Annotated in this window: 21 protein-coding genes and 1 tRNA gene; 10 read left to right on the forward strand and 12 right to left on the reverse strand. The window is 71.7% G+C overall.

The window, feature by feature from the left end; all coding sequences use genetic code 11:
- Nucleotides 1-40: 40 nt before the first annotated feature.
- Nucleotides 41-1,468: a diaminopimelate decarboxylase gene (locus tag ACFWVE_RS06915; protein WP_384008985.1), complete on the forward strand. Its 1,428-nt coding sequence runs from the start codon at nt 41-43 to the stop codon at nt 1,466-1,468.
- Nucleotides 1,469-1,526: 58 nt separating this feature from the next.
- Here the strand turns inward: ACFWVE_RS06915 and ACFWVE_RS06920 are convergent, their stop codons facing one another.
- Nucleotides 1,527-2,108: a hypothetical protein gene (locus ACFWVE_RS06920; protein ID WP_384008987.1), complete on the reverse strand. Its 582-nt coding sequence runs from the start codon at nt 2,106-2,108 to the stop codon at nt 1,527-1,529.
- Nucleotides 2,109-2,223: 115 nt separating this feature from the next.
- Nucleotides 2,224-3,069, reverse strand: a complete 846-nt coding sequence (locus ACFWVE_RS06925; protein WP_384008989.1) for a MurR/RpiR family transcriptional regulator — start codon at nt 3,067-3,069, stop codon at nt 2,224-2,226.
- Nucleotides 3,070-3,264: 195 nt separating this feature from the next.
- On the opposite strand from ACFWVE_RS06925, the gene ACFWVE_RS06930 reads away from it, so the two are divergent.
- Nucleotides 3,265-3,699, forward strand: coding sequence for a hypothetical protein (locus tag ACFWVE_RS06930; protein ID WP_384008991.1), 435 nt, complete (start codon nt 3,265-3,267; stop codon nt 3,697-3,699).
- Between the two features lie 513 nt (nt 3,700-4,212).
- Here ACFWVE_RS06930 and ACFWVE_RS06935 read toward each other — a convergent pair.
- Complete coding sequence (locus ACFWVE_RS06935) at nt 4,213-5,601, reverse strand: cystathionine beta-synthase (RefSeq protein WP_384008993.1); 1,389 nt, start codon at nt 5,599-5,601, stop codon at nt 4,213-4,215.
- A gap of 244 nt (nt 5,602-5,845) precedes the next feature.
- Here ACFWVE_RS06935 and ACFWVE_RS06940 point away from each other — a divergent pair, with 244 nt between their 5' ends.
- The 3 genes from ACFWVE_RS06940 to ACFWVE_RS06950 all read left to right on the forward strand — a co-directional run bounded on the left by ACFWVE_RS06940 (nt 5,846) and on the right by ACFWVE_RS06950 (nt 9,435).
- A complete protein-coding gene (locus ACFWVE_RS06940) occupies nt 5,846-6,925 on the forward strand; it encodes an SGNH/GDSL hydrolase family protein (RefSeq protein WP_384008995.1) in 1,080 nt (359 codons plus the stop codon).
- A gap of 159 nt (nt 6,926-7,084) precedes the next feature.
- On the forward strand, nt 7,085-8,305 hold the full coding sequence (locus tag ACFWVE_RS06945; protein WP_384008997.1) for an acetyl-CoA C-acetyltransferase: 1,221 nt from the start codon (nt 7,085-7,087) through the stop codon (nt 8,303-8,305).
- Nucleotides 8,306-8,625: 320 nt separating this feature from the next.
- Nucleotides 8,626-9,435 carry a hypothetical protein gene (locus ACFWVE_RS06950; protein ID WP_384008999.1) on the forward strand — a complete coding sequence of 270 codons (810 nt, stop codon included), beginning with the start codon at nt 8,626-8,628 and terminating at the stop codon, nt 9,433-9,435.
- Nucleotides 9,436-9,528: 93 nt separating this feature from the next.
- Here the strand turns inward: ACFWVE_RS06950 and ACFWVE_RS06955 are convergent, their stop codons facing one another.
- On the reverse strand, nt 9,529-9,840 hold the full coding sequence (locus ACFWVE_RS06955; RefSeq protein WP_384009001.1) for a hypothetical protein: 312 nt from the start codon (nt 9,838-9,840) through the stop codon (nt 9,529-9,531).
- A 100-nt stretch (nt 9,841-9,940) separates the two neighbouring features.
- On the opposite strand from ACFWVE_RS06955, the gene ACFWVE_RS06960 reads away from it, so the two are divergent.
- Entirely contained in the window at nt 9,941-10,174 is a 234-nt protein-coding gene (locus ACFWVE_RS06960; protein ID WP_055573748.1) for a DUF4287 domain-containing protein, read from the forward strand.
- 124 nt (nt 10,175-10,298) lie between these two features.
- On the opposite strand, the gene ACFWVE_RS06965 is transcribed toward ACFWVE_RS06960, so the two are convergent.
- Together ACFWVE_RS06965 and ACFWVE_RS06970 are read right to left on the reverse strand one after the other, a co-directional pair.
- Nucleotides 10,299-11,207: a Bax inhibitor-1/YccA family protein gene (locus ACFWVE_RS06965; RefSeq protein ID WP_384009003.1), complete on the reverse strand. Its 909-nt coding sequence runs from the start codon at nt 11,205-11,207 to the stop codon at nt 10,299-10,301.
- 859 nt (nt 11,208-12,066) lie between these two features.
- Nucleotides 12,067-12,154: transfer RNA gene (locus ACFWVE_RS06970), tRNA-Leu, on the reverse strand.
- Between the two features lie 457 nt (nt 12,155-12,611).
- On the opposite strand from ACFWVE_RS06970, the gene ACFWVE_RS06975 reads away from it, so the two are divergent.
- Nucleotides 12,612-13,382 (forward strand): ABC transporter ATP-binding protein, encoded by a 771-nt coding sequence (locus ACFWVE_RS06975; RefSeq protein ID WP_042171736.1) that lies wholly within the window; start codon nt 12,612-12,614, stop codon nt 13,380-13,382.
- 91 nt (nt 13,383-13,473) lie between these two features.
- Complete coding sequence (locus ACFWVE_RS06980) at nt 13,474-16,008, forward strand: ABC transporter permease (protein WP_384009005.1); 2,535 nt, start codon at nt 13,474-13,476, stop codon at nt 16,006-16,008.
- Nucleotides 16,009-16,155: 147 nt separating this feature from the next.
- On the opposite strand, the gene ACFWVE_RS06985 is transcribed toward ACFWVE_RS06980, so the two are convergent.
- Nucleotides 16,156-17,454, reverse strand: a complete 1,299-nt coding sequence (locus ACFWVE_RS06985; protein ID WP_384009007.1) for a class I SAM-dependent methyltransferase — start codon at nt 17,452-17,454, stop codon at nt 16,156-16,158.
- A 359-nt stretch (nt 17,455-17,813) separates the two neighbouring features.
- Nucleotides 17,814-19,217: an NAD(P)/FAD-dependent oxidoreductase gene (locus tag ACFWVE_RS06990; protein ID WP_384009009.1), complete on the reverse strand. Its 1,404-nt coding sequence runs from the start codon at nt 19,215-19,217 to the stop codon at nt 17,814-17,816.
- A 524-nt stretch (nt 19,218-19,741) separates the two neighbouring features.
- Here ACFWVE_RS06990 and ACFWVE_RS06995 point away from each other — a divergent pair.
- A complete protein-coding gene (locus tag ACFWVE_RS06995) occupies nt 19,742-20,014 on the forward strand; it encodes a type II toxin-antitoxin system Phd/YefM family antitoxin (protein ID WP_384009011.1) in 273 nt (90 codons plus the stop codon).
- Nucleotides 20,011-20,280 (forward strand): type II toxin-antitoxin system RelE/ParE family toxin, encoded by a 270-nt coding sequence (locus ACFWVE_RS07000; RefSeq protein ID WP_384009013.1) that lies wholly within the window; start codon nt 20,011-20,013, stop codon nt 20,278-20,280. Before ACFWVE_RS06995 ends, ACFWVE_RS07000 begins: the two co-directional genes overlap by 4 nt.
- Nucleotides 20,281-20,317: 37 nt before the next feature.
- On the opposite strand, the gene ACFWVE_RS07005 is transcribed toward ACFWVE_RS07000, so the two are convergent.
- The 4 genes from ACFWVE_RS07005 to eno all read right to left on the reverse strand — a co-directional run bounded on the left by ACFWVE_RS07005 (nt 20,318) and on the right by eno (nt 23,932).
- Nucleotides 20,318-21,271 carry an exopolyphosphatase gene (locus tag ACFWVE_RS07005; protein WP_384009015.1) on the reverse strand — a complete coding sequence of 318 codons (954 nt, stop codon included), beginning with the start codon at nt 21,269-21,271 and terminating at the stop codon, nt 20,318-20,320.
- Nucleotides 21,268-21,867, reverse strand: a complete 600-nt coding sequence (locus tag ACFWVE_RS07010; protein WP_384009017.1) for a DUF501 domain-containing protein — start codon at nt 21,865-21,867, stop codon at nt 21,268-21,270. Before ACFWVE_RS07010 ends, ACFWVE_RS07005 begins: the two co-directional genes overlap by 4 nt.
- 153 nt (nt 21,868-22,020) lie before the next feature.
- A complete protein-coding gene (locus ACFWVE_RS07015; protein ID WP_384009019.1) occupies nt 22,021-22,497 on the reverse strand; it encodes a septum formation initiator family protein in 477 nt (158 codons plus the stop codon).
- A gap of 154 nt (nt 22,498-22,651) precedes the next feature.
- On the reverse strand, nt 22,652-23,932 hold the full coding sequence (gene eno, locus ACFWVE_RS07020) for a phosphopyruvate hydratase (protein ID WP_384009021.1): 1,281 nt from the start codon (nt 23,930-23,932) through the stop codon (nt 22,652-22,654).
- Nucleotides 23,933-24,016: the final 84 nt, after the last annotated feature.

A 24,016-nucleotide genomic window follows, 5' to 3' on the forward strand; every position in this document is an offset into this window, starting at 1 on the left:
TGTGTCGGCGCCGGCCGCCGGACGGTGTTTGGCTGGACGCATGGGCACGGACATGGAGAACGCCGGGACGGCGAGTCGAGCGGCGGCCCCGGACGAGGGCGGGCCGGACGGCGGGGCCGCGCCGGGAGCCGGGCGGACGGCCCGGCGGGACGAGGCGGTGCGGGCCGCCGTCGAGCAGGGGCTGATCGGACCCGGTTCACCCCTGACGGCCCTGCTCGACGTCACCGGCATCCGGGAGTCGGCGGCCGAGCTGCGGGAGGCCTTCGCGGCGGTGACACCGTCCGGCACCCCCGTACTGCACGCCTTCGCGGTGAAGGCGACCCCGCTGGTACCGGTGCTGCGGCTGCTGCACACGGAGGGCATCGGGGCCGAGGTCGCCAGCCCCGGCGAGCTGGCGCTGGCACGGGCGGCGGGGGTGCCGCCGGCACGGACGGTGCTGGACTCACCCGCCAAGACACCGGCCGAGCTGCGGGAGGCGCTGGCACGGGGCATCGCCGTCAACGCGGACAATCCACAGGAACTGGCGCGCGTCGACGCCCTGATGGCCGGCTCCCCGGCACGGCCGGCCGGTCTCCGCTCCCCCCTCGGCATCCGGGTGAACCCGCAGGTCGGCGGCGGCACCATCGAGGCGCTGTCCACCGCCACGGCGACCTCGAAGTTCGGTGTGGCACTGCGCGACGAGGGGGCGCGGGAGTGGGTCGTGCGGGCGTATCTCGACCGGCCGTGGCTGACCCGGCTGCACACGCACACCGGCTCCCAGGGCATCGCCCTGCCCCTGATGGCGAGGGGTGTGGCGGAGACGTACGCACTGGCCGAGGAGATCAACCGGCGCGCGGGGCGGCAACAGGTCGACACCGTCGACATCGGTGGCGGGCTGCCGGTGAACTTCGCCTCCGACGCGACCCGTCCGACGTACGCGCGGTACGCGCGGCTGCTGAAGGAGACCGTGCCGGGGCTGTTCGACGGGCGGTACGGGCTGGTCACCGAGTTCGGGCGGTCGCTGCTGGCGAAGCACGGCACGGTCGTCGCCCGGGTGGAGTACGCCAAGAGGGCCGGCGGGCGTCCGGTCGCGGTGACGCACGCGGGCGTGCAGGTGGCGACACGGACGGTGTACGCGCCGACGGCGTGGCCGCTCAGGATCGCCGCGTACGACGCCCGGGGGTGGCCGAAGAAGGGCCCGGCGGTGGTGCAGGACGTGGCGGGACCGGCCTGTTTCGCGGGCGACCTGCTCGCCCGGGGGCAGCCGCTGCCGCTGCTGGAGCAGGGCGACTACGCGGCGGCACTGGACACGGGCGCGTACTGCTTCGCCCACCACTACGGGTACAACTCGCTCCCCCGCCCGGCCGTCCACGGCTTCACCGCCCACGGCCCCGGCCGGGTGACGTTCGCGCTCGTGCGCCCGGCTCAGACCGTCGAGGAGATCGTGGCCGAATCGGGCGGCGCCCACCCCGACGCCCTGATCACCTGATCCCCTGATCCGGGCCGGACCCGGCCCGGCCGGGTCCGGTGATCAGGTCAGGGCCGGGTCAGGTCAGGGCAGAGGCCCGGCGGCGGGCGCCGCCCGGGGTCGCGTCGCCTGCCGCGATGCCTGTGGTGCGGTAGCCCTTGACCGCCTTGCCGGCCGGGCTGCTCGCGCCGCCCTTCAGCCAGTCGACGCGGACCCACAGAAGGATCTCCTCGGCCTGCTCCAGGCGGCCGATCCAGGACGCCTTCAGCCACAGGCCCGCACCGCACCCGGCGAGCAGCAGACCGCCCGCCGCGGGCACCGCGAACCCGCTGCCCAGGGCGGCGAGGAAGGCGAGCAGCAGCCACCAGCGGTGCCGGCGCCGCCAGTTGCGCACGCTGACCGCGCGGTCCTGGAGCACGTCCTGCTTGCCCGCCCGCCCCGCCGGCCGGGCCAGCTCGCGGTACCGCCCGCGCCGTACGTACGCCACCACGGCCATGGCCACGAGGAACAGCGCGGCTCCGGCCAGCACACCGATCCGGCGGCCGGTCAGTCCCGGCACCAGCACGCCGATGCCCGCCGCGAACACGCCCAGCCACCCCAGTGGTGCCGCCCCGGCCCGTACGACCACGGCCACCCGAGCCAGCCCTTGTCCTCCGCGCATCACGTCCAGCCTCCCGTCCCACTGCAGTGGAGCGTCCGTAGGGTCCGGAGCGCAGATTAGTGACTCGAGGTGAGAGAAATCTGAGATACCGCCCGAGGAGCGGCGTCTCGCGCCGTCACTCCACGAACAGGCCGCGCGTCGCCGCCTTCGTGTCGAACTCCTCCAGGCGGGCCTGGGCGTCGGGCAGGCCGTCGCACATCGCCTCCAGCAGCACCCGGCCCAGCAGCATCGGCGCGCACGCCGTGTCGAAGGCGAGCCCGGTGCCGACGGCGGCGGGCAGCAGCAGGTCGGAGACCTTGGCCACCGGCGCGAAGGCGGAGTCGGTGACGGTGACGACGGTCAGCCCCGTCTCCTTGGCGTGGGTGAGGGCGTCGACGACCTCCCGGGGGTGCCGGGGCAGCGCGAAGCAGAGCAGGGCTCCGGCGCCGGCCGCCGCGGCGGCGTCGATGCGGTCGTGGAGCATGGTGCCGCCCTCGTTGAGCAGCCGTACGTCGGGGTGGACCTTGGCGGCGAAGTAGGCGAAGCCGTGGGCCTGGGCCGCCGCCGCGCGCAGCCCGAGCACGAGCAGCGGCCGGCTGCCCGCGAGGATCCGCCCCGCCCGCCGCACGGGCTCCGGATCGGCGAGCACCTCGGCCAGGTGCCGCAGGTTCTCGATCTCGGCCTCGACGGCCTGCTGGTACTCGTTGTACGACCCGGCGTCCGGCGCCGGCGGTCCGGAGGGCACGACCTCGCGCAGATGCCGCCGCAGGGCGGGATAGCCGTCGAAGCCGAGGGCGACCGCGAACCGGGTCACGGAGGGCTGGCTGACGCCGGCCAGTTCGGCCAGTTCCACGCTGGACAGGAACGGCACGTCGGCGGCGCGCCGCACCATGCTGTGCGCGATGCGCCGCTGCGTCGGCGTCAGCCGGTGCCCCTCGAACAGCGCCTGCAGGCGCGCGGCAGGCCCCTCGGTGACGCTCATGACGTGGCTCCCCCCTCGACCTGATCACCGGCTCCGGTCACCCGGCTGCCCACACGATCCATTCACCCACCGTGCTTCCTGCATGCCGTTATACAGGCGAACGCGGGGCGCGCACGACCGGGAGCGGGCAGGCCCCCCGCCGACAAGGGGGCTGTCCCCAGTGCCATGGGCGGCCGGGCTGCCTACCGTGGTCCTATGACCGGAATGGATGCACGGGACACCGATCTGAAGAAGGAACTCAACGCCACCCTGCAGGCCCGCAGGGAACTGGGCGACGAGTACGAGTCCGCGCTGGTCGACTCGTTCCTGGAGAAGGTCGACCAGCGTATCGACGGCGCGGTGGAGCGCCGGGTGCGCCGGCAGCTCGCCGAGCAGCAGATGACGGTGGCCCGGGACTCCCGGGCGCCGAGGGCCACGGACACCTGGGGCGAGCGGTTCGGCTTCGGGATCGTCTCCCTGGTCCTGGCGGTGCCACTGTCCGCGATCGGCGGCGGCGTGGCCCATCTGCCCGGCCTGCTGGTCGCCTGGCTGGGCATCGTCGGCGTGAACGTCGTCCAGGCGGCCCGCACCAACCCGGGCCTGTTCGGCCTGCGCGGGCACCGGCGACAGGACGACGCCTGGGAGGACTGAGCACGGGGGCGAGCACACGGGCCGGGCGCGGAGGACCGGGCGCGGGCGGCTGAACAGGGTCGACGCGGGGACCACCGCACCCCCGTTACCGGGGGGCGGGACGACGGTGGTCCCCGCGTAGCGACGCGGGCCGGCCGGGCCGGGCTGCGCGTCTGGCGTCCATGGAGGTCCGGGAGCCGCTCCGGAGGTCCTGTGACGCCGTTCCCTGTCGGCCGGGAAGGGGAGCCGCTCCCTGCCCCGCCGACAACGACCAATCTGCCGGACCGGTGTTAAGCGAGTGCTGCGCGCACGTGACGCCCGCGTACCACTTCCGCGAAGTCCACGAAGATCACGTACGGTCCGGCTCCCGGAGCGCACGGCCGGCTCGCTCCCGGACGGCGGACGGCGACCGCCCGTGAACGTCCCGCCCGTCGACCGTCCGTCTCCGCGCCCGTGAACGTCCCGCCCGTCGACCGTCCGTCTCCGCGCCCGTCACATCCCGACGGTCACATCCCTACGGTCACATCCCGACGGTCACTTGCCGTCCTTGGCGAGGAAGGAGAGCAGGTCCTGGCGGCTGACCACACCGGTCGGCCTGCCCTCGACCAGGACGATCGCCGCGTCGGCCTTGCCCAGCACGGCCATCAGGTCCGCGACCGGCTCACCGGAGCCGACCTGCGGCAGCGGGGCGGACATGTGCTTCTCCAGCGGGTCGTCGAGCGAGGCCCTCTTGCTGAACAGCGCGTCCAGCAGTTCCCGTTCCACCACCGAGCCGACGACCTCGGCGGCCATCACGTCCGGGTGCCCGGCGCCCGGCTTGACGACCGGCATCTGCGAGACGCCGTACTCGCGCAGCACCTCGATGGCCTGCCCGACGGTCTCGTCGGGGTGCATGTGCACGAGGGACGGCATGTGACCGCCCTCCTTGTGGTCGAGGACGGCGCTGACACGCGCGCTCGGGCCGGCGTCCTCGAGGAAGCCGTAGTCGGCCATCCACTCGTCGTTGAAGATCTTGCTGAGGTAGCCGCGTCCGCTGTCCGGGAGCAGCACCACCACGACGTCGTCCTCGCCGAGCCGCTCGGCGACCCGCAGCGCCGCGACGACGGCCATGCCGCACGATCCGCCGACGAGCAGGCCCTCCTCCTTGGCGAGGCGCCGGGTCATCTGGAAGGAGTCCTTGTCGGACACGGGGACGATCTCGTCCGCGACGGTCCGGTCGTAGGCGGTCGGCCAGAAGTCCTCGCCGACGCCCTCCACCAGGTAGGGCCGTCCGGAACCGCCGGAGTAGACGGAGCCCTCGGGGTCGGCGCCGACGACCTGGACGCGGCCGTCGCTGACGTCCTTGAGGTAGCGCCCGGTCCCGGAGATGGTGCCGCCGGTCCCGACGCCGGTCACGAAGTGGGTGATCTTCCCCTCGGTCTGCTCCCACAGCTCCGGGCCGGTGGAGTGGTAGTGGGAGAGCGGGTTGTGGGGGTTGGAGTACTGGTCCGGCTTCCAGGCCCCCGGTGTCTCACGGACCAGCCGGTCGGAGACGTTGTAGTACGAGTCGGGGTGCTCGGGGTCCACGGCGGTCGGGCAGACGACCACTTCGGCCCCGTACGCCCGCAGTACGTTGATCTTGTCCAGGGAGACCTTGTCGGGGCACACGAAGATGCACTTGTACCCCTTCTGCTGGGCCACGATGGCCAGGCCGACGCCGGTGTTGCCGCTGGTCGGCTCGACGATGGTGCCGCCCGGCTGCAGCTCTCCGCTCTTCTCCGCCGCCTCGATCATGCGCAGGGCGATGCGGTCCTTCACCGATCCGCCGGGGTTGAAGTACTCCACCTTGGCCAGGACGGTCGCCCCGATGCCGTGGGTGACGTTGTTGAGCCTCACGAGCGGGGTGTTGCCGACGAGGCTGATCATCGAGTCGTGGAATTGCACCGTTGTCTCCGGATGCTGCAAAAGGTGTGGTTGAAGTGGTGATGCCAGCCTAGAGCCTGCTCCGGACCCTGTCCGTGAACCCGGACCCGAACCCATGCCCGCACCCCGGGCCTCCGGCCCGGTCCCACCCTCCCCGATCGTTCACTCACCGCGAGGATTGGGTAACGGTCCGTACGGGGCAAGCACCGGGTGTACGGCTGCGGGGCCGTACAGCGGTACGGCTCAAAGGAGGTGGCGGCGAGGCATGACGAGGATGTCGAGGGCGAGGGTGGCCCGGCGGATCGCGGCCGGTGCCGCGTACGGCGGCGGGGGCATCGGCCTGGCCGGTGCGGCCGGCGTCGGACTGCTGCTGGCCGAGGCCCGGCTGGCGCGACGCCGTGTGGGCAACGGCGGGAGCCCGGACGCACCGAACGCGGACGGACTGTACGGCGCCGCCTACACGGTGCCCGGGCAGCCGGCGCTGCGGCTGACGATGCTGGGCGACTCCACGGCCGCCGGCCAGGGCGTGCACCGGGCCGGCCAGACCCCGGGCGCGCTGCTGGCGTCGGGGCTCGCGGCGGTCGCGGAGCGGCCGGTGGGGCTGAGCACGGTGGCGGTGCCCGGGGCCTGCTCCGACGATCTGGACCGGCAGGTGACGCGGGCCCTCGCGGATCCGTCCCGGGTGCCCGACATCTGCGTGATCATGGTCGGCGCGAACGACGTCACGCACCGCATGCCGCCCGCGCTCTCCGTCCGTCACCTGTCGGCGGCGGTGCGCCGGCTGCGTACGGCGGGCGCGGAGGTCGTCGTGGGCACCTGTCCCGACCTGGGCACGATCGAGCCGGTCCAGCAGCCTCTGCGCTGGCTGGCCCGGCGGACCTCCCGGCAACTGGCGGCGGCCCAGACGATCGGCGCGGTCGAGCAGGGCGGGCGCACGGTGTCGCTGGGCGACCTGCTCGGCCCCGAGTTCGCCGCGAACCCCCGCGAGCTCTTCGGCCCCGACAGCTACCACCCCTCCGCCGAGGGGTACGCCACAGTGGCCATGGCCCTCCTGCCGACGGTCTGCGCCGTCCTCGGCCTGTGGCCGGCCCAGGACGAGCGGCCCGACGCCGCCCGCCGCGAGGGCTTCCTCCCCGTCGCCCGGGCCGCGGCCGAGGCCGCGTCGGAGGCGGGCACCGAGGTCACCGCGGCCATGCCCACGGGCCCGAGGGGCCCCTGGGCCCTTCTCAAGCGCCGCAAGCGCCGCCGGGTGCGGGAACCGGAGGCCGGGACGTACTCCGCTCCGGCGGAGGAACCCGCGGAACCAACGGAGTCCGGGGAGACGCAGGCCAAAGCAAGCGCTTAGTAAATTGCGGCCAGCGTCACACCGCGCGCCCCGTGACCCCGCCACTACGTCCGGGTAACTTCCCAAGCAGCCCTGCCCCACCACCCGGTACGCCCTCCGTCGCCCGACCACCACCCCTCGACGAGGCGCTGCGCGCCGCCCCTTCCCTCAGGAGCCGTAATGCCCGAAGCCGTGATCGTCTCTGCCGCCCGTTCCCCCATCGGCCGCGCCTTCAAGGGCTCCCTCAAGGACGTGCGCCCGGACGACCTGACCGCCTCGATCATCCAGGCCGCCCTCGCCAAGGTCCCCGGGCTGGACCCCAAGGACATCGACGACCTGATGCTCGGCTGCGGCCTTCCCGGCGGCGAGCAGGGCAACAACCTCGGCCGCATCGTCGCCGTGCAGATGGGGATGGACCACCTGCCCGGCTGCACCGTCACGCGCTACTGCTCGTCGTCCCTGCAGACCTCCCGCATGGCACTGCACGCCATCAAGGCCGGCGAGGGCGACGTCTTCATCTCGGCCGGTGTCGAGACGGTCTCCCGGTTCGCGAAGGGCAACTCCGACAGCCTGCCCGACACCCGCAACCCCTTCTTCGCCGAGGCCGAGGCCCGTACCGCCGCTGTCGCGGAGCAGGAGGGCACCACCTGGCACGACCCGCGCGAGGACGGCCTCGTCCCGGACGCCTACATCGCGATGGGCCAGACCGCCGAGAACCTGGCGCGCCTGAAGGGCGTCACCCGCCAGGACATGGACGAGTTCGGCGTCCGCTCGCAGAACCTGGCCGAGGAAGCCATCAAGAACGGCTTCTGGGAGCGCGAGATCACCCCGGTGACACTGCCCGACGGCACGGTCGTCGCCAAGGACGACGGCCCGCGCGCCGGCGTCACCCTGGAGGGCGTCCAGGGCCTCAAGCCCGCCTTCCGCCCCGACGGCATGGTCACCGCCGCCAACTGCTGCCCGCTCAACGACGGCGCCGCAGCCCTCGTCGTCATGAGCGACACCAAGGCCCGCGAGCTGGGCCTGACCCCGCTCGCCCGGATCGTCTCCACCGGCGTCTCCGGCCTCTCCCCGGAGATCATGGGCCTCGGCCCGGTCGAGGCGTCCCGGCAGGCGCTGCGCCGCGCCGGCCTCGGCATCGGCGACATCGACCTGGTCGAGATCAACGAGGCGTTCGCCGCACAGGTCATCCCCTCCTACCGCGAGCTCGGCATCCCGCTGGAGAAGCTGAACGTCAACGGCGGCGCGATCGCCGTCGGCCACCCGTTCGGCATGACGGGAGCCCGCATCACCGCCACGCTCATCAACTCCCTCCAGTTCCACGACAAGCAGTTCGGCCTGGAGACCATGTGCGTCGGCGGCGGCCAGGGCATGGCCATGGTCATCGAGCGCCTCAGCTGACCGTCACCGCCGGCCGTCGCAGCCGAGCCGGGGAAACGGCGGCCGGGTAGCCGCACGGTGTCCGGACCGGCACGGTCGGTGAGGAAACGGCCCGGAACCCTTGAAGCACCGGGGTTCCGGGCCGTTCCGTGATCCAATCTCCCCCAGGATGTGACCTTTCTCCCTCGCCGCGGAGATTCGCGCAGGTCAGAGCCCTGCCCCTGCCCGGCCCGGAAACCACACTCCGTCCGTTTCGTGACGTTACGCACTGACAGATGGTTAGTCCGCCCTTCAAGCTGATGTAGGAAGTCGGAGGTCGACTTTGAACCGGGAGTACGTCAGTGAGCGCCATGCCGATCGCCCTGTTGGTCACCACGGCCGCAACCGGCGCCGTGGGTGTCGCCGTCCTGCGCAGCATTCTGGTGCTGCGTCGACAGGTCGCGGCCCTGCACGCCGAACTGGTCAAGGACCGCGCCGCCGCCACGCGCGCGCTCCTGCCCGCCGCCCGCTCCGCCCACGCCGACGAGATACGCGCGGCCGTGGCCGAGGCGCTCGCGGAGGAGCGGGAGCGGGAGCTCGCCGAGGCGCGGGCGTTCTGGGCCGCCCAGGAGGCGCGTGACATCTCCGACGCGCCGTCCCTGCTGGGCCTGGCCGACAGTGAGCTGTTCATGCCCCGGCAGGCCGACTTCGTGGGGCTGGAGCCGGTGACCGAGCCGGGCGCCGACGCCGACGAGTACGCCCCGAAGGACGTCGTCCAGGGCGGTACGCCCACCGAGTCCCCGGAACTCGCGGCGGCCCGCCGACGGCACCCCTCGCACCCGGACTTCGTCCCGAACCCGTCGCCGGTCGTGAACGACCACGAGCGCACCGTCTCCACGCTGGAGGAGCTGGCCTCCTCCGAGGTGGAACTGACCGACGTCCGCCCCGGCCCGCTGGGCACACTGGACGTCTACGTCTTCGCCGACGGCACCACGCTGTGCATGACGCCGGGGCACCGGGAGACGGCGGAGCGGCTGGCCGCGGCCCTGCGCGAGGGCCGGAGTCCGTTCCTGCTGGGTGGTTCCGGCATCTCGGGCGCGTACACGCTGACCTTCGCCTGCGGCGAGGAGAACGTCTACATCCTGGCGGACCGCGTCATCGCGTCCCTCTGAGCCGTCCGCTCCGACCTGTCCGCCCGATTCCTCCGCCCGGCTTTCCGTCCGGGCCCCTCCCCGCGCCGGCGTGCACCCGGGCCGCTTTCGGCCCTACACCCCGGCGCGTTTCTGCGCCTCCTCCACGAGCCGTAGCGCCTCCGCGACCTCGTTCTCGTTCTCCAGTACGAGCGCCAGGTCGTGGCCGGCGACGGTGACCTGGTCGGCGGCGGCGAACATGCCCGCGTCGGGCATCTCGCGGGGCTCGGTGCCCGGCTCCTCCACGCGCTGGGTCCACCCCGCCAGTTCCCTGGCCAGGGCGAGCGCCTCGGCGGCGGCCCCCCGTTGCAGCCGGCTCTGCGGCGCGGCCCGCAGGCGGTCGGCGAAATGATCCACGGCACGGGTGAGAGGCGTCGTATCAACCACGCGCCGAGCGTACGCGGCACGACAGGACTGTTGCCAACGGGCGAACGCTCAGGCACGGTGACCTGAAGGACCGGCTCACACCCCTGCGCTGGAGGCGCCGATGTCCCAAGTCCTCTCCGAGGAGACCCATCGCAACATGCTCGCCCGCATCCCGCACTGCACCGGTCGTGAGGTCTCCGACTGGCTGCGCACCGTCGAGGAGGAAGGCCCGTCGCTCTTCCGCTTCGAGGAGAAGGTCAGCTGGCTCCGCCACGAGTACGACCTGGCGTACGGCCATGCCAAGGCGATCGTCCACGAGTACGACCTGAGAAGGGCCGCGCGCAATCTGCGCTGAGCCCGCGCCCCGCCCACCGTCCACCACCCACCCCGTCCGCACCACGGCGAAGGGCCCCGGGTGAACCCGGGGCCCTTGCGTGCATCCCTGTGGATCAGACGCGTCGAGCGCTGATCACCGGACGCTAGTCACTGCTGTTGAGGATCGCGATGAGCCTCAGGAACTCCAGGTAGAGCCAGACCAGCGTCAGCGTGAGGCCGAAGGCCGCGAGCCAGGCCTCCTCGCGCGGGGCACCGTAGGCGAGGCCGTCCTCGACCTGCTTGAAGTCCAGGGCGAGGAAGCAGGCACCGAGGATGATGCCGACGACACCGAAGATGATGCCGAGCGGGCCGCTGCGGAAGCCGAGGCCGTCACCGCCGCCGAACACCGCGAACAGCAGGTTCACGGCCATCAGCAGGATGAAGCCGAGCGCGGCCGCCATCACGAAGCCGTAGAAGCGGCGGTTGACGCGGATCCAGCCCGCCTTGTACGCCACCAGCACACCGACGAAGACCGCCATGGTGCCGAGCACGGCCTGCATGGCCGCACCGTCTGCGATGCGGTTGTCGACGACGCTGGAGATGACGCCGAGGAAGACACCCTCGAACGCGGCGTACGTCAGGATCAGCGCGGGCGCCGCCTTGCGCTTGAAGGCCTGCACGAGGCCCAGCACCATGGCGATCAGCGCGGCGCCGATGCCGATGCCGTAGGACCGGCCGAGGTTGGCGTCGTCCACGGGCAGCAGGGCCCAGGCGAGCGCGGCGAAGACGACGAGCACGCCGAGCGTGGTGCCCGTGCGCATGACGACGTCGTCGATGGTCATCCGGTCGGCAGTGGCGGGCGCCTGCGGCGGCGCGCCGTGCTGCACGTCCTGCTGACCGTACGGGTTCTGTGCGTAGGGGTTCTGCGCGTACGGGTTGCCGGTGGGCTGCGCGTACGGGTTGCCCTGCGTGGCGACAGCGGGACCCCCGGCCTGCGGCGCGGTGTTGAAGCCCGCGTAGCCGTTGTCGCGGCTGAACCCCCGTCGCGAGAAGACCGGGTTTCTGCTCCTCATTTCACTCCTCCATGGCCACACAGCATGGCCTTGGGCTCAAGAGTAATAGGTAGGCAAAGGAATGACCCTAATGCTTGGGGAGGATCTTTCCCTCGTCGTGCTGCACAACACGCTACGCGACCACGTGATTCCCCTCACCGCAGGGAACCGAACCATGACCGACCCGGGACCTGCCCGGAACCGGTCGGAGACCACCCCCGGCCGCCCCACCCCGCCCCACCCTCCGTCCGCACCGGCCATGCCCGCACCCCCGGAAACCATTCTTCACCCAGCGCGTACGCGCACGCGCTCTCCGTGCGGAACCTTCGCCCCGGCAACGCCGATACACACCGGTCCCCTCAACGGGCGCAACCGTTCGTGAGGACCTGAACCGCCAGCGGTGCGCCGGGCCCGGCGTCCCGAGCCCGGGCGGGGGAAACGGGCGGGGGAAACCGGAGGGCCCGGAACGATCGCGTACACGCGACCTCGTACGAGTTGCGCATCACCGGGGCACCGGGCACGGGCGTTTCGCCGGTCACCGGCCAAGCCCTCCGCCTGCGCCCTGCGGAACCGGCCCCCGTCGACGAGCTGCGCCACCGCGCCCACCGAGGCCCTCGCCGATGCCGTGCTGGAGACCGGATCCCCCCGACCGGCTTCGAGCGGCCCTCGGCGAGGCCTCCTGACGGTCAGCGCCGGACCGTACGGTTGCCCATGCGCCCCGGCCCTTCCCGGCTCGTGACGTTCCGCGCCCCGATGTCCAGCCCGCCCACACGCGCACCGGCACCTCATGGGCAAGCCCCTCGGCGGCGCACCGTCGGGTGCGAACGCCTCCTCGCCCCGAGGGCGAGGAGGACTGCCGGATCAGGAGCTTCGGCAACAGTGGTGCCCGGAGCCGGACTTGAACCGGCACGCCCCCAGCAGGGGCAGCGAGGTTTAAGCTCGCCGTGTCTGCATTCCACCATCCGGGCAGGCCATGGGCTCCGCGTCGAGCCTCTCGAGCCTATCGGGACCCCTCCCCCGAACTGCGGGGTACTGGACCGATGTTGTCTTATTTTATGGGCGCCTGAGGGTGTATCAGGCCACGGAAACTGCCATCAGCACATGCCACGAGCCTTGCGCGCGAAGGCCGGCCGCGCATACGGAATGACGGGATTTCACCGTCCCGACAAGGGTGCTCCACCCGTTCCCACGACATCCACCGCTCAGCGGACCTCCGTTCGGCACGAAGGCGCCCCCTCGGCCCCGGGGACGCCTCCCCTCGCTCAGGGTCCGCCGTCAGCCCCAGGTATGACGGTGACCACCGGGGTCCACCCTGAGTCGCCCCCCGGAACCGGAGCAGCGGGTGACTACACGGCGGCGGGCGGGCGCGACGATGGAGATCGTCCCGTTCCCGTGAAACGCCGTACCGTCAGGAGTGCCCATCCCGTGACCACCGCACCCATCGCCGACCGGACCACCGCCGTGGCCGCACGCGCCACGGAGCTGTCCAAGATCTACGGCCAGGGCGAGACCCGGGTGGTAGCCCTCGACCAGGTCTCCGTGGACTTCCGGCAGGCCGAGTTCACCGCGATCATGGGCCCCTCCGGCTCGGGCAAGTCCACGCTGATGCACTGCGTGGCCGGGCTCGACACGTTCTCGGCCGGTTCCGTGCGCATCGGCGACACCGAGCTGGGATCCCTCAAGGACAAGCAGCTGACCAAGCTGCGCCGGGACAAGATCGGCTTCATCTTCCAGGCGTTCAACCTGCTGCCGACCCTGACGGCCCTGGAGAACATCACCCTCCCGATGGACATCGCGGGGCGCAAGCCCGACAAGCAGTGGCTCGACACCGTGATCCGGATGATCGGACTGTCCGACCGGCTGAGCCACCGGCCCTCGCAACTGTCCGGCGGTCAGCAGCAGCGCGTCGCCGTGGCACGGGCGCTCGCCTCCCGGCCCGAGATCATCTTCGGCGACGAGCCCACCGGCAACCTCGACTCCCGTTCCGGCGCCGAGGTGCTCGGCTTCCTGCGCAACTCCGTGCGCGAGCTGGGGCAGACGGTGGTCATGGTGACCCACGACCCGGTCGCCGCGGCCTACGCGGACCGGGTGGTGTTCCTCGCGGACGGCAGGGTCGTGGACGAGGTGCACGGGCCGACGGCCGACTCGGTGCTCGACCGCATGAAGCAGTTCGACGCCAAGGGCCGCACCAGCTGAATTGCCGTCACTCCTTCCGGTGACGCGCCCTCTCCCCTGCTGACGCCCCGCACCACCCCCCACCCGTACGACTGGACTCGAGAAGACACCCATGTTCCGTACCGCCTTGCGCAATGTGTTCGCGCACAAGGCCCGGCTCCTGATGACCGTGCTCGCCGTGATGCTCGGCGTGGCCTTCGTGTCGGGGACCCTGGTCTTCACCAACACCATCTCCGACGCCCTCCAGAAGAGCTCCGCCAGGGGCTTCGACCACGTCGACGTCGCCGTCACCCCCGGCTGGAAGGACGCCGAGGGCGACAAGCTCGGTGAGCAGCCCTACGAGCTGACCCCGGCCATGGTCGAGGACAGCGCCCGGGTGCCCGGCGCCGCGCGGGCCATCGGGGTCGTCACCGGGGTCACGGCCATGGCCGACCGGGACGGCAGGCTGATCGGCGACGGCTTCCAGTCGCAGGGCGGCAACTACTGGGGCACCGACGACCCCCGCTACCCGCTGACCGAAGGGCACGCCCCGAAGGGCGCGGACGAGGTCCTCATCGACGCCGAGACCGCGAAGCGCACCGGCTACCAGGTCGGTGACACCGTACGGATGTCGGTCGACGGCCCCGTCCTCGAACCGGTCGTCACCGGCGTCTTCACCACCGACGACGGCAATGTCGCGGCCGGCGGCAGCCTCGCGCTGTTCGACACCGCGACCGCGCAGAAGCTGTTCGGCAAGGAGGGCACGTTCGACGAGATCGCCGTCAAGGCGAAGGACGGCGTCTCCGACGCCGCGCTGCGGGCGGAGCTGGACAGGGCGCTGCCCGCCGACGCCGTGGAGACCACCACCGGCACGCGGCTCGCCGAGGACCAGGCGAGCGCGATCGCCTCCTCCATGGAGGAGATGAAGCAGGGCCTGCTGGTGTTCGCCGGCATCGCGCTGTTCGTCGGCACGTTCATCATCGCCAACACCTTCACGATGCTGGTCGCCCAGCGCACCCGGGAGCTGGCGCTGATGCGCGCGGTCGGCGCCTCCCGCCGGCAGGTCACCCGGTCGGTGCTGATCGAGGCGTTCGTGGTGGGCGCGGTCGCCGCCGTGGTCGGGCTGCTCGCCGGTATCGGCATCGGGGCCGGGCTGCGGGCCCTGATGGGGACGTTCGACGCGTCCGTGCCCGCCGGACCGCTGGTGGTCACGCCGGGCACCGTCGGCGCCGCGTTCGCGGTCGGTGTTCTGATCACCATGCTCGCCGCCTGGCTGCCGGGCCGCCGGGCCGCGAAGATCCCGCCGGTGGCGGCGATGAGCTCCGTGCACGCCAAGTCGACGACCAAGTCGCTCGTCCTGCGCAACACGCTGGGCGCGCTCTTCTCGGGCGCCGGCATCGCGGTGGTCCTCGCGGCCACGACGATGAGCGGCACGGACGGCCAGGCCCCCATGGGCATCGGCGCGGTGCTGCTGATCATCGGCGTGTTCGTCCTGACCCCGCTGCTGTCCCGCCCGCTGATCGCCGTCGCGGCGCCGGTGCTGCGCGTCTTCGGGATGTCCGGGAAGCTGGCCCGGCAGAACGCGGTGCGCAACCCGCGCCGTACGGCCGCGACCGCGTCCGCGCTGATGATCGGACTCACCCTGATCACCGGCATGACGGTGGTGGCGGGCAGCCTGCAGAACGCCATCGACAAGATGGCCGCCTCCTCGATCGAGGCCGACTACGTGGTCTCGATGGCGAACCGCAAATGGCTGTCGCCGGACGTCGAGCGGGCCCTGAAGCAGTCCGACGACGTCACCGCCACCAGCCCGCTGCGCAACGCGGCCGCTCGCATCGACGGCGAGACCGACTTCCTCACCGGCGTCGACGGCGCCTCGATCGGCGAGCTGACCGACTTCCCGGTCCTCGACGGCGCCTTCGAGGTGGCGGGCACGCGGGTCGTCGTCGACCAGGAGACGGCCGAGGGGTACGGCTGGAAGGCCGGTTCGCGCTTCGCCCTCACCTACGAGGACGGCGAGAAGCAGGAGCTGACGGTCGCCGGTGTCTACGAGGGCAACGAGATGTTCCGCGGCATCATGCTCGACACCGCGACCCTCGCCCCGCACCAGTCGGACGACCCGGCCGACATACAGGTCATGGTGAAGACCTCCGGCGGCGCCTCCGACGCGGCGAAGGACAGGCTGGTAAAGACCCTCGGCACCAACCCCGGGATCAAGGTGCAGGACAAGAAGGACATCTCCAACGAACTGGCGTCCATGTTCACGCTGGTTCTGAACATGGTCTACGGACTGCTGGCGATGGCCGTGCTCGTCGCGGTCCTCGGAGTCGTCAACACCCTGGCCATGTCGGTGTTCGAGCGCTCCCAGGAGATCGGCATGCTCCGCGCGATCGGCCTGGACCGCAAGGGCATCAAGCGGATGGTCCGCCTGGAGTCCCTGGTGATCTCCCTGTTCGGCGGGGTGCTCGGCATCGGCCTCGGCGTGTTCTTCGGCTGGGCCGCCGGTCGGCTGGTGGGCTCCACGATGGCGACGTACGAGCTGATCCTGCCCTGGGACCGGCTGGCGGTCTTCCTGCTGCTGGCCGGCGTCGTGGGCGTCCTCGCGGCACTGTGGCCGGCCCGGCGGGCGGCACGGCTGAACATGCTCGAGGCGATCAAGGCCGAGTAGCCGTCGGCGGCCAGGTGGTGGAGCAGTACGGGAGGCGGGGCGCGGGCCCTGTTCCGGTGGCCGGGGCCGGCTCGGCTTCGGTCGTCGGAACAGGGCCCTTCGTCGTGCCGGGGGCGGACGGGGGCGGGGAGACGGGGCCCCGCCCCGTCAGTTCCAGGTGCGGGCCCGCAGGGGGAGGCCGGAGGTACCGGATCGGGGGGTCTTCACGGCCAGGACCTGGTTGACGCCGAGGCGGTTGCGTTCGAAGGCGAGCGCGGAGGCGGCCATGTACAGCTGCCAGACGCGGGCGCGGCCGGGTCCCGCGAGGGAGACCGCCCGGTCCCAGTCGGCCTCCAGGTTCGCCACCCAGCGGCGCAGGGTGAGGGCGTAGTGCTCGCGGATCGACTCGACGTCGCGCGTCTCGAAGCCGGCCCGCTCCAGCAGGGACACGGTGGTGCCCACGAGCGCGAGTTCGCCGTCGGGGAAGACGTACGCGTCGATGAACGGGGTCAGTGCGTACGCCGTCTCGTCCCGGTGCGGGCGGCGCGCGATCTGGTGGTTCAGCAGCCGTCCGCCGGGCCTCAGGAGACGGTGCAGAGCGGTGGCGTACTCCAGATAGCGCGGGGAGCCGACGTGTTCGGCCATGCCGATCGAGGAGATGGCGTCGTAGGGGCCGTCCGTGACGTCACGGTAGTCCTGGACGCGGATCTCGACGCGGTCGGTGAGCCCCTCCTCGGCGACGCGCTTGCGGGCGTACCCGGCCTGCTCCTGGGAGAGGGTGACACCGACGACGCCCACGCCGTGCTCGCGGGCGGCGTGGATCGCCATGGAGCCCCAGCCGCAGCCGACGTCCAGCAGACGCTGACCGGGCGTCAGGGCGAGTTTGCGGCAGACGAGTTCGAGCTTGTCGTGCTGGGCCTGTTCGAGGGTGGCCCGCGGGAACGGGGCGGGCCAGTAGGCGCAGGAGTACACCATGGACGGGCCGAGGACGGTCTCGTAGAAGTCGTTGCCGACGTCGTAGTGGTGGCTGATGGCGCGCCGGTCGCTGCGTTTGGTGTGGAGGCCGCGGCGGGGCCTGCGGATCTCCTCCGGGGGCGGGCCGGGCGGCAGCGGCGGGCCGGCCAGTGCGACGAGGCCGCGGACGGCGGAGCGGACGCCCGGGTCGCGCAGGGACCGGGCGAGGGTGGGGGCGTCCTCGCCGCGCTGCCAGACGAGGCCGGAGATGGCGTCGAGGGCGGTGTACAGATCGCCCTCGACACCGAGGTCACCGGTTACCCAGGCGCGGGCGAGCCCGAGTTCGCCCGGCTTCCACAGCAGGTGGCGCACAGCACGGCGGTTGCGTACGACGAGGACCGGGGCATCGGGCGGACCGGCCTGCGATCCGTCCCAGGTGCGGATGCGCAGCGGGAGCGGTGCGCCCACCAGCTGTTCGACGAGGCCCTTCAGCCGCGGAGCGGCGTCTCTCATGGTGTACACCTCCGATAGGGCCGTCCCCCGCTCGATCGAGGTCGAGAGCATGGGGAGGGAAAATCCCGGAATGTCGTCACCAAGGAAACACCTGCGGGGCACGCGGCAGCCCCCGGCGCGCGCCATGAGTGGGCAAAACGCCGAAAAGGGCCGCCCGCACCACGGATGGCGGGCGGCCCTTTCGAGGAGCCGAAGACGGCCTGGCCGATGGCCTGTCGCTCCCGACGGGCGAACCAGGGGCATCGGGCGGGCCGTCGGGGCAGGTGGACCGTCGGGGCGGACGAACCGCGGGCCGCCCGACCGGGCGCGGGCCCGGCGGAGCCTGCGGGTCGGGCGGCCTGCGGTCAGGAGGCCTGCGGTCAGGAGGCCTTGGCCTTCTCGCTCTCGGCCTTCTCGGCCGGGACCGGCTTGGCGGCCGCGGGCAGCGGCGCCGGCTTCGCGGCCTCGTAGAACTCGTCGCGCGGGGACTGGATCGCACCCAGCGAGACGACCTCGCGCTTGAGGAACACGGCGAGCGTCCAGTCGGCGAAGACACGGATCTTGCGGTTCCAGGTCGGCATCGCGAGGCCGTGGTAGCCGCGGTGCATGTACCAGGCGAGACGGCCCTTGAGCTTGATCTTCATCTTGCCCATGACGATCATCGCGACGCCCTTGTGCAGGCCGAGGCCCGCCACCGCGCCCTTGTTGGCGTGGCTGTAGTCCTTCTGCGGGAAGCCCCGCATGCCGGAGACCACGTTGTCGCCGAGGACCTTGGCCTGGCGCAGCGCGTGCTGGGCGTTCGGCGGGCACCAGGCGTTCTCGTTGCCGGCCTTGCGGCCCACGAGGTCCGGCACCTGGGCGTTGTCGCCGGCGGCCCAGATGTAATCGGTGCCGGTGACCTGGAGGGTCGGCCGGGTGTCGACGTGGCCGCGCGGGCCCAGGGGCAGGCCGAAGCGGGCCAGTGCCGGGTTCGGCTTGACGCCGGCCGTCCACACGATCGTGTGGGAGTCGACCTCGAGGCCGTTCTTCAGCACGACGTGGCCGTCGATGCAGGAGTCCATGGAGGTGGAGAGGTAGACCTCGACACCGCGGCTCTCGAGGTGCTCCTTGCCGTACGCGCCGAGCTTGGGACCCACCTCGGGGAGGATCTTGTCGGCGGCGTCGACGAGGATGAAGCGCATGTCCTCGCGGGACACGTTCCTGTAGTACTTGGCCGCGTCCCGGGCCATGTCCTCGACCTCGCCGACGGTCTCCGCGCCCGCGAAGCCGCCGCCGACGAAGACGAAGGTGAGCGCCTTGCGGCGGATCTCCTCGTCCGTGGTGGAGTCGGCCTTGTCGAGCTGCTCGAGGACGTGGTTGCGCAGACCGATGGCCTCCTCGATGCCCTTCATGCCGATGCCCTGCTCGGCGAGGCCGGGGATCGGGAAGGTGCGGGAGACCGCGCCCATCGCGATGACCAGGTAGTCGAAGGGCAGCTCGTAGGCCTCGCCGACGAGCGGCGCGACCGTGGCGACCTTGCGGTCCTGGTCGATGGTGGTGACCCGGCCGGTGAGAACCTCCGCCTTGGGGAGCACGCGTCGCAGGGGGACGACGACGTGCCGCGGGGAGATGTTGCCGGCGGCGGCTTCGGGGAGGAAGGGCTGGTAGGTCATGTACGACCGCGGGTCGACGACGGTGACGGTCGCCTCGCCGTAACGCATCTTCTTCTGGATGCGCCGAGCTGCGTACAGGCCTACGTACCCACCGCCTACTACGAGGATCCTGGGACGCTCCGTGGTGCTCATGCCATCGAGTATCCACCCGCCCCGGGGGGCGGGCTCGTGCGCCCCTTCACAAGCTCGGACAGCGGTCGTGTTACACTTCCCGACTTTTGTGATCAAGCCCATGCCGGGAGTCGGGAACCAGGACCGCGGGTGACCCGTTGTCAATGCCGCGTGAGCTGCCTCTCTTCACCCCCGAAGGCGTCGTGAGGCTCTGCGGGGAGGGTCCGCCGCGACCTCCTGAGCACCTCTCGCCCACGCCTCCTGAACACGTTCAAAGCAGCCCAGGGGGCTCGAAAGGGTCAACCGGACCCAGTTCTTCGGCCCACGGGGCCCTTTCCCTTGTGAAGAACTTCACGAACTTTCCCGCCGACGCCCCGCGGAAGGGCCCGACAGGCCCTTCCGATCACCGCTCAAAGCGTGTTCACGCTGCTCGGCAGAGCACTACTCGCCGGCGGCGACGGACCAGGCGATCCCGTCGAGGATCGCGCACGAACGCGATCTCCCGACCGATGTCACGTGTACACAGGGGTGCGTACACTGACCCCATGACTGAGAACACCGTGACCGTACGGGAAGCACGCGCACACCTCGCCGACCACATCAACCGGGCCGAGGAGGGCGTCCCGACCGTCATTACGCGCAACGGTGCCCCGGTGGCAGCCGTGGTTCCGATCTCGGACTTCGAAGCGTTGGAGGAAGCAGCCGACGTGATGTTGGCGCGTGAGGCCGAAGCGGTGCTGGCCGAGGGCGGCACCACCGTGACGATGGCGGAACTGCTGGCGAACTTGTTCAGCGAGCAGGACGGCGGGGCGGCGTGAAGTACGCCTTCCGGTTCACCACGGCGGCACAGCGGCAGTTCCGGGCCATCACCCGGCCCGACGCCATGCGCATCCTGACCGCGCTGACCGCACTCGGTGAGGACCCGTACCGCCAGGACGCCGACGTCAAGAAACTCACCGGCCCGTCGGGGCTCTACCGGCTCCGGGTAGGAAGCTACCGGATCGCCTACCAGATCAACGATGGTGAACTCGTCATCCTCGTCGTCAAGGTGGGCGACCGGCGGGACGTCTACCGCAACCTGTGACGCCCCGCCCGACACCGGCACCGCCGGGCACCGCCCCTCAACGCGCCTCGCTCGCCGTGAAGTGAGCGATCCCGTCCAGGATGTCGTGTTCGCTGACGACGACCTCCTTCGCGCCGGTGCGTTCCATGACGGCGAGGAGGACGAGGGCGCCCGCTCCGATGACGTCGACCCGGCCGGGATGCATGGAGGGGATCTCCGCGCGTTCGGCGTGGGTGGAGTGGAGCAGGCGGCCGGTGATCTCGCGGACGCGTTCCAGGGTGACCCGGGAGTGGTGGATGACCGTCGAGTCGTACGCGGGGAGGTCCTGGGCGATCGCCGACACCGTCGTGACCGAACCGGCCAGGCCGACCAGGGTGCGGGCCTCACGCAGCGGGACCGTCCGCTCGGCCCGGTCGAGGGCGGCCTCGATGTCGGCCCGCATCGCCGCGATCCGTTCCTCGGACGGCGGGTCCTGCACCGCCCCGTCCCGCAGCAGGTGCCGCTCGGTCATCCGTACGCAGCCCACGTCGACGGACCGGGCGGCCCGTACGTGGTCGTCGCCCACGACGAACTCGGTGGAGCCGCCGCCGATGTCCACGACCAGGAACGGGCGGTGCAGGTCCGCACGGCCCGCCAGTTCCCTGGTGGCTCCGGTGAAGGAGAACTCGGCCTCCTGGTCGCCGGTGATGACCTCGGGCTCCACGCCGAGGATGTCCAGCACCCCGCGCACGAACTCGTCGCGGTTCTCGGCGTCGCGGGAGGCGGAGGTGGCGACGAAGCGGACGCGCTGCGCGCCGTGCTCCTTGATGGCCTGCGCGTACGCGCGGCAGGCGGCGAACGTCCGCTCCAGCGCCTCGGGGGCGAGCCGGCCCGTGCGGTCGACGCCCTGGCCGAGCCGCACGATCGTCATGCGCCGGTCCAGGTCGACGAGTTCACCCGTGAGCGGGTCGGCGTCGGCCACCAGGAGCCGGATCGAGTTGGTACCGCAGTCGATGGCGGCGACACGGGTCATCGGTCGTTCTCCTCGATCGGCTTGACTGCGAAGTAGCCGCCGTCCGAGCTCTCCACCTGCCATCCCTCGCCGGCGGGCGGCTCGGCGGCCGTCACGCACGGGCCCTTGCGCCACCACTGCGGCAGCATCGCGAGCGCCTCGTCGCCCAGCGGGTTGACGCCGGGGCCGGCGGCCAGCGAGTGGGCGACCAGGACGTGCAGGCACTTCACCCGGTCCGGCATCCCGCCGGCGCTCGGGAAGTTCCTCAGTTCCTCGATCTCGTCGCGGCGCCGGATGTAGTCCTCGTGCGCCGCGCGGTACGCGGCCGCCAGCTCCTGGTCCGTCGCCAGCCGCTCCGTCATCTCCTTCATCACGCCGTTCGCCTCCAGCGTCCCGATCGCCGAGGCGGCCCGGGGGCAGGTGAGGTAGTACAGCGTCGGGAAGGGGGTGCCGTCGGGCAGTTTCGGCGCGGTCTCGACGACGTCCGGCTGCCCGCAGGGACAGCGGTGCGCGATGGCGCGCAGGCCGCGCGGGGGCCGTCCGAGCTGCTGCTTGAACGCCTCGACGTCCGCGTCGGTCGGGTCGGTGCGCGGGGTCGTGGGCGGGGGCGTGTCCATACCTGTCTCTCTGCGGTGCTCGTGCGAGGTGATGCGGCCGCAGCCGGGGCCTTGCGGGGTCCCGGAGGGCCTGTGGGTGGCCGGGGGCCTGTGGTGGCCGGGGGCCTGTGGGCGGCCGGAGGGCCTGTCGGTGGTAAGGCTACGGCGCCTGGCTCATCGCCCGGCCGCATCGGACTTGTCGACGCCGTCCCAGACGTTCGCGTACCAGGGGCGGTCGGCCGCTCCGCGGTCGGCGCGCGGCTGCTCGGCCGTGCCCGGGTCGATCACGATGTAGCCGGTCTCGCCGGGCATGACGTAGTGCAGCCGGGCGCGGACCTGCTGCTCGGCGTAGGCGTCGTCCTGCCAGCGCGCCTTCAGGTCGCGCAGCTGTTCGACCCGCTGCCCGGCTGCGTCCTTCTCCCGCTGGAGGTCGGCGATGTCGGCGCGCTGGGCCACGTACTCCCGCATGGGGTAGGCGAGGGCCACGATCAGCGAACAGACGACCAGGGCGAGCAGTGCGGCCCGGCCGGTCAGCCGGGAGCGGCGGGCCTGGCGTTTGGTCTGCGAGCGGTAGACCCGGGCGGCGGTCTGCTCGCCGATCAGCCGGATCCTGGTCGCGGTGGAGAACCGGTCCCGGTCCTTCACGGCCATTTCCCCGCCTCCCGTTCCCCTGTCATACGCGCGTACGTCCCCGGACACGGTACGGGACCGCGTCCGGGGACGTACGGACGACCGGCCAGAACACGACGACCGCGGTCGTCACCCGGCACGGGTCATCGGGTCGGCAGACCAGTGGATCAGCGGATCAGCCCTTGAACCGCGGGAAGGCGCTGCGGCCGGCGTACACCGCGGCGTCGTCGAGGATCTCCTCGATGCGCAGCAGCTGGTTGTACTTGGCGACGCGCTCGGAGCGGGCCGGGGCACCGGTCTTGATCTGGCCGCAGTTGGTGGCGACGGCCAGGTCGGCGATGGTGACGTCCTCGGTCTCGCCGGAGCGGTGCGACATCATGCACTTGAAGCCGTTGCGCTGGGCCAGCTCGACGGCGTCCAGGGTCTCGGTCAGCGAACCGATCTGGTTCACCTTGACCAGCAGGGCGTTGGCCGCGCCCTCCTCGATGCCGCGGGCCAGGCGCTCCGGGTTGGTGACGAACAGGTCGTCGCCGACGATCTGGACCTTGTCGCCGAGCTTGTCGGTGAGGGCCTTCCAGCCGTCCCAGTCGTCCTCGAACAGCGGGTCCTCGATGGAGACCAGCGGGTACGCGGCGACCAGCTCGGCGTAGTACTCCGTCATCTCGGCGGCGGAGCGCTCCTTGCCCTCGAAGACGTATGTGCCGTCCTTGTAGAACTCGGAGGCGGCGACGTCGAGCGCGAGGGCGATCTGCTCGCCGGGGGTGTAACCGGCTTCCTTGATGGCCTCGAGGATGAGGTCGAGGGCCTCGCGGTTGGAGCCGAGGTTCGGGGCGAAGCCGCCCTCGTCGCCGAGGCCGGTGGACAGGCCGCGGCCCTTCAGCACCTTCTTCAGCGTGTGGTAGACCTCGGTGCCCCAGCGCAGGGCCTCGGAGAAGGACTCCGCGCCGATCGGGGCGATCATGAACTCCTGGATGTCCACGTTGGAGTCCGCGTGCGAACCGCCGTTGAGGATGTTCATCATCGGCACCGGCAGCAGGTGCGCGTTGGGGCCGCCGAGGTAGCGGAAGAGGGGCAGGTCGCTGGCCTCGGAGGCGGCGTGGGCTACGGCCAGGGAGACGCCGAGGATGGCGTTGGCGCCGAGGGAGCCCTTGTTGTCGGTGGCGTCCAGGTCGAACATCGCCTGGTCGATCAGGCGCTGCTCGGTGGCGTCGTAGCCCACGAGCTCCGGGCCGATCTGCTCGATGACGGCCAGGACGGCCTTCTCGACGCCCTTGCCCTGGTAACGGTCGGGGTCTCCGTCACGGAGTTCGATGGCCTCGAAGGCGCCGGTGGAGGCGCCGGACGGGACGGCGGCACGACCCGTGCTGCCGTCGTCGAGGCCGACCTCGACCTCGACCGTGGGGTTGCCTCGGGAGTCCAGGATTTCCCGGGCTACGACGACGTCGATGGACGGCACGAGCATCTCCTTCATGGATGTGACGTGATTCAGCGGGGCCACGGGGCCCTGCGGACCCGAGCCTATCCGGCTCGGGGCGATCGG

This window comes from Streptomyces sp. NPDC058632 (assembly GCF_042717095.1).
Classification (GTDB): Bacteria; Actinomycetota; Actinomycetes; order Streptomycetales; family Streptomycetaceae; genus Streptomyces.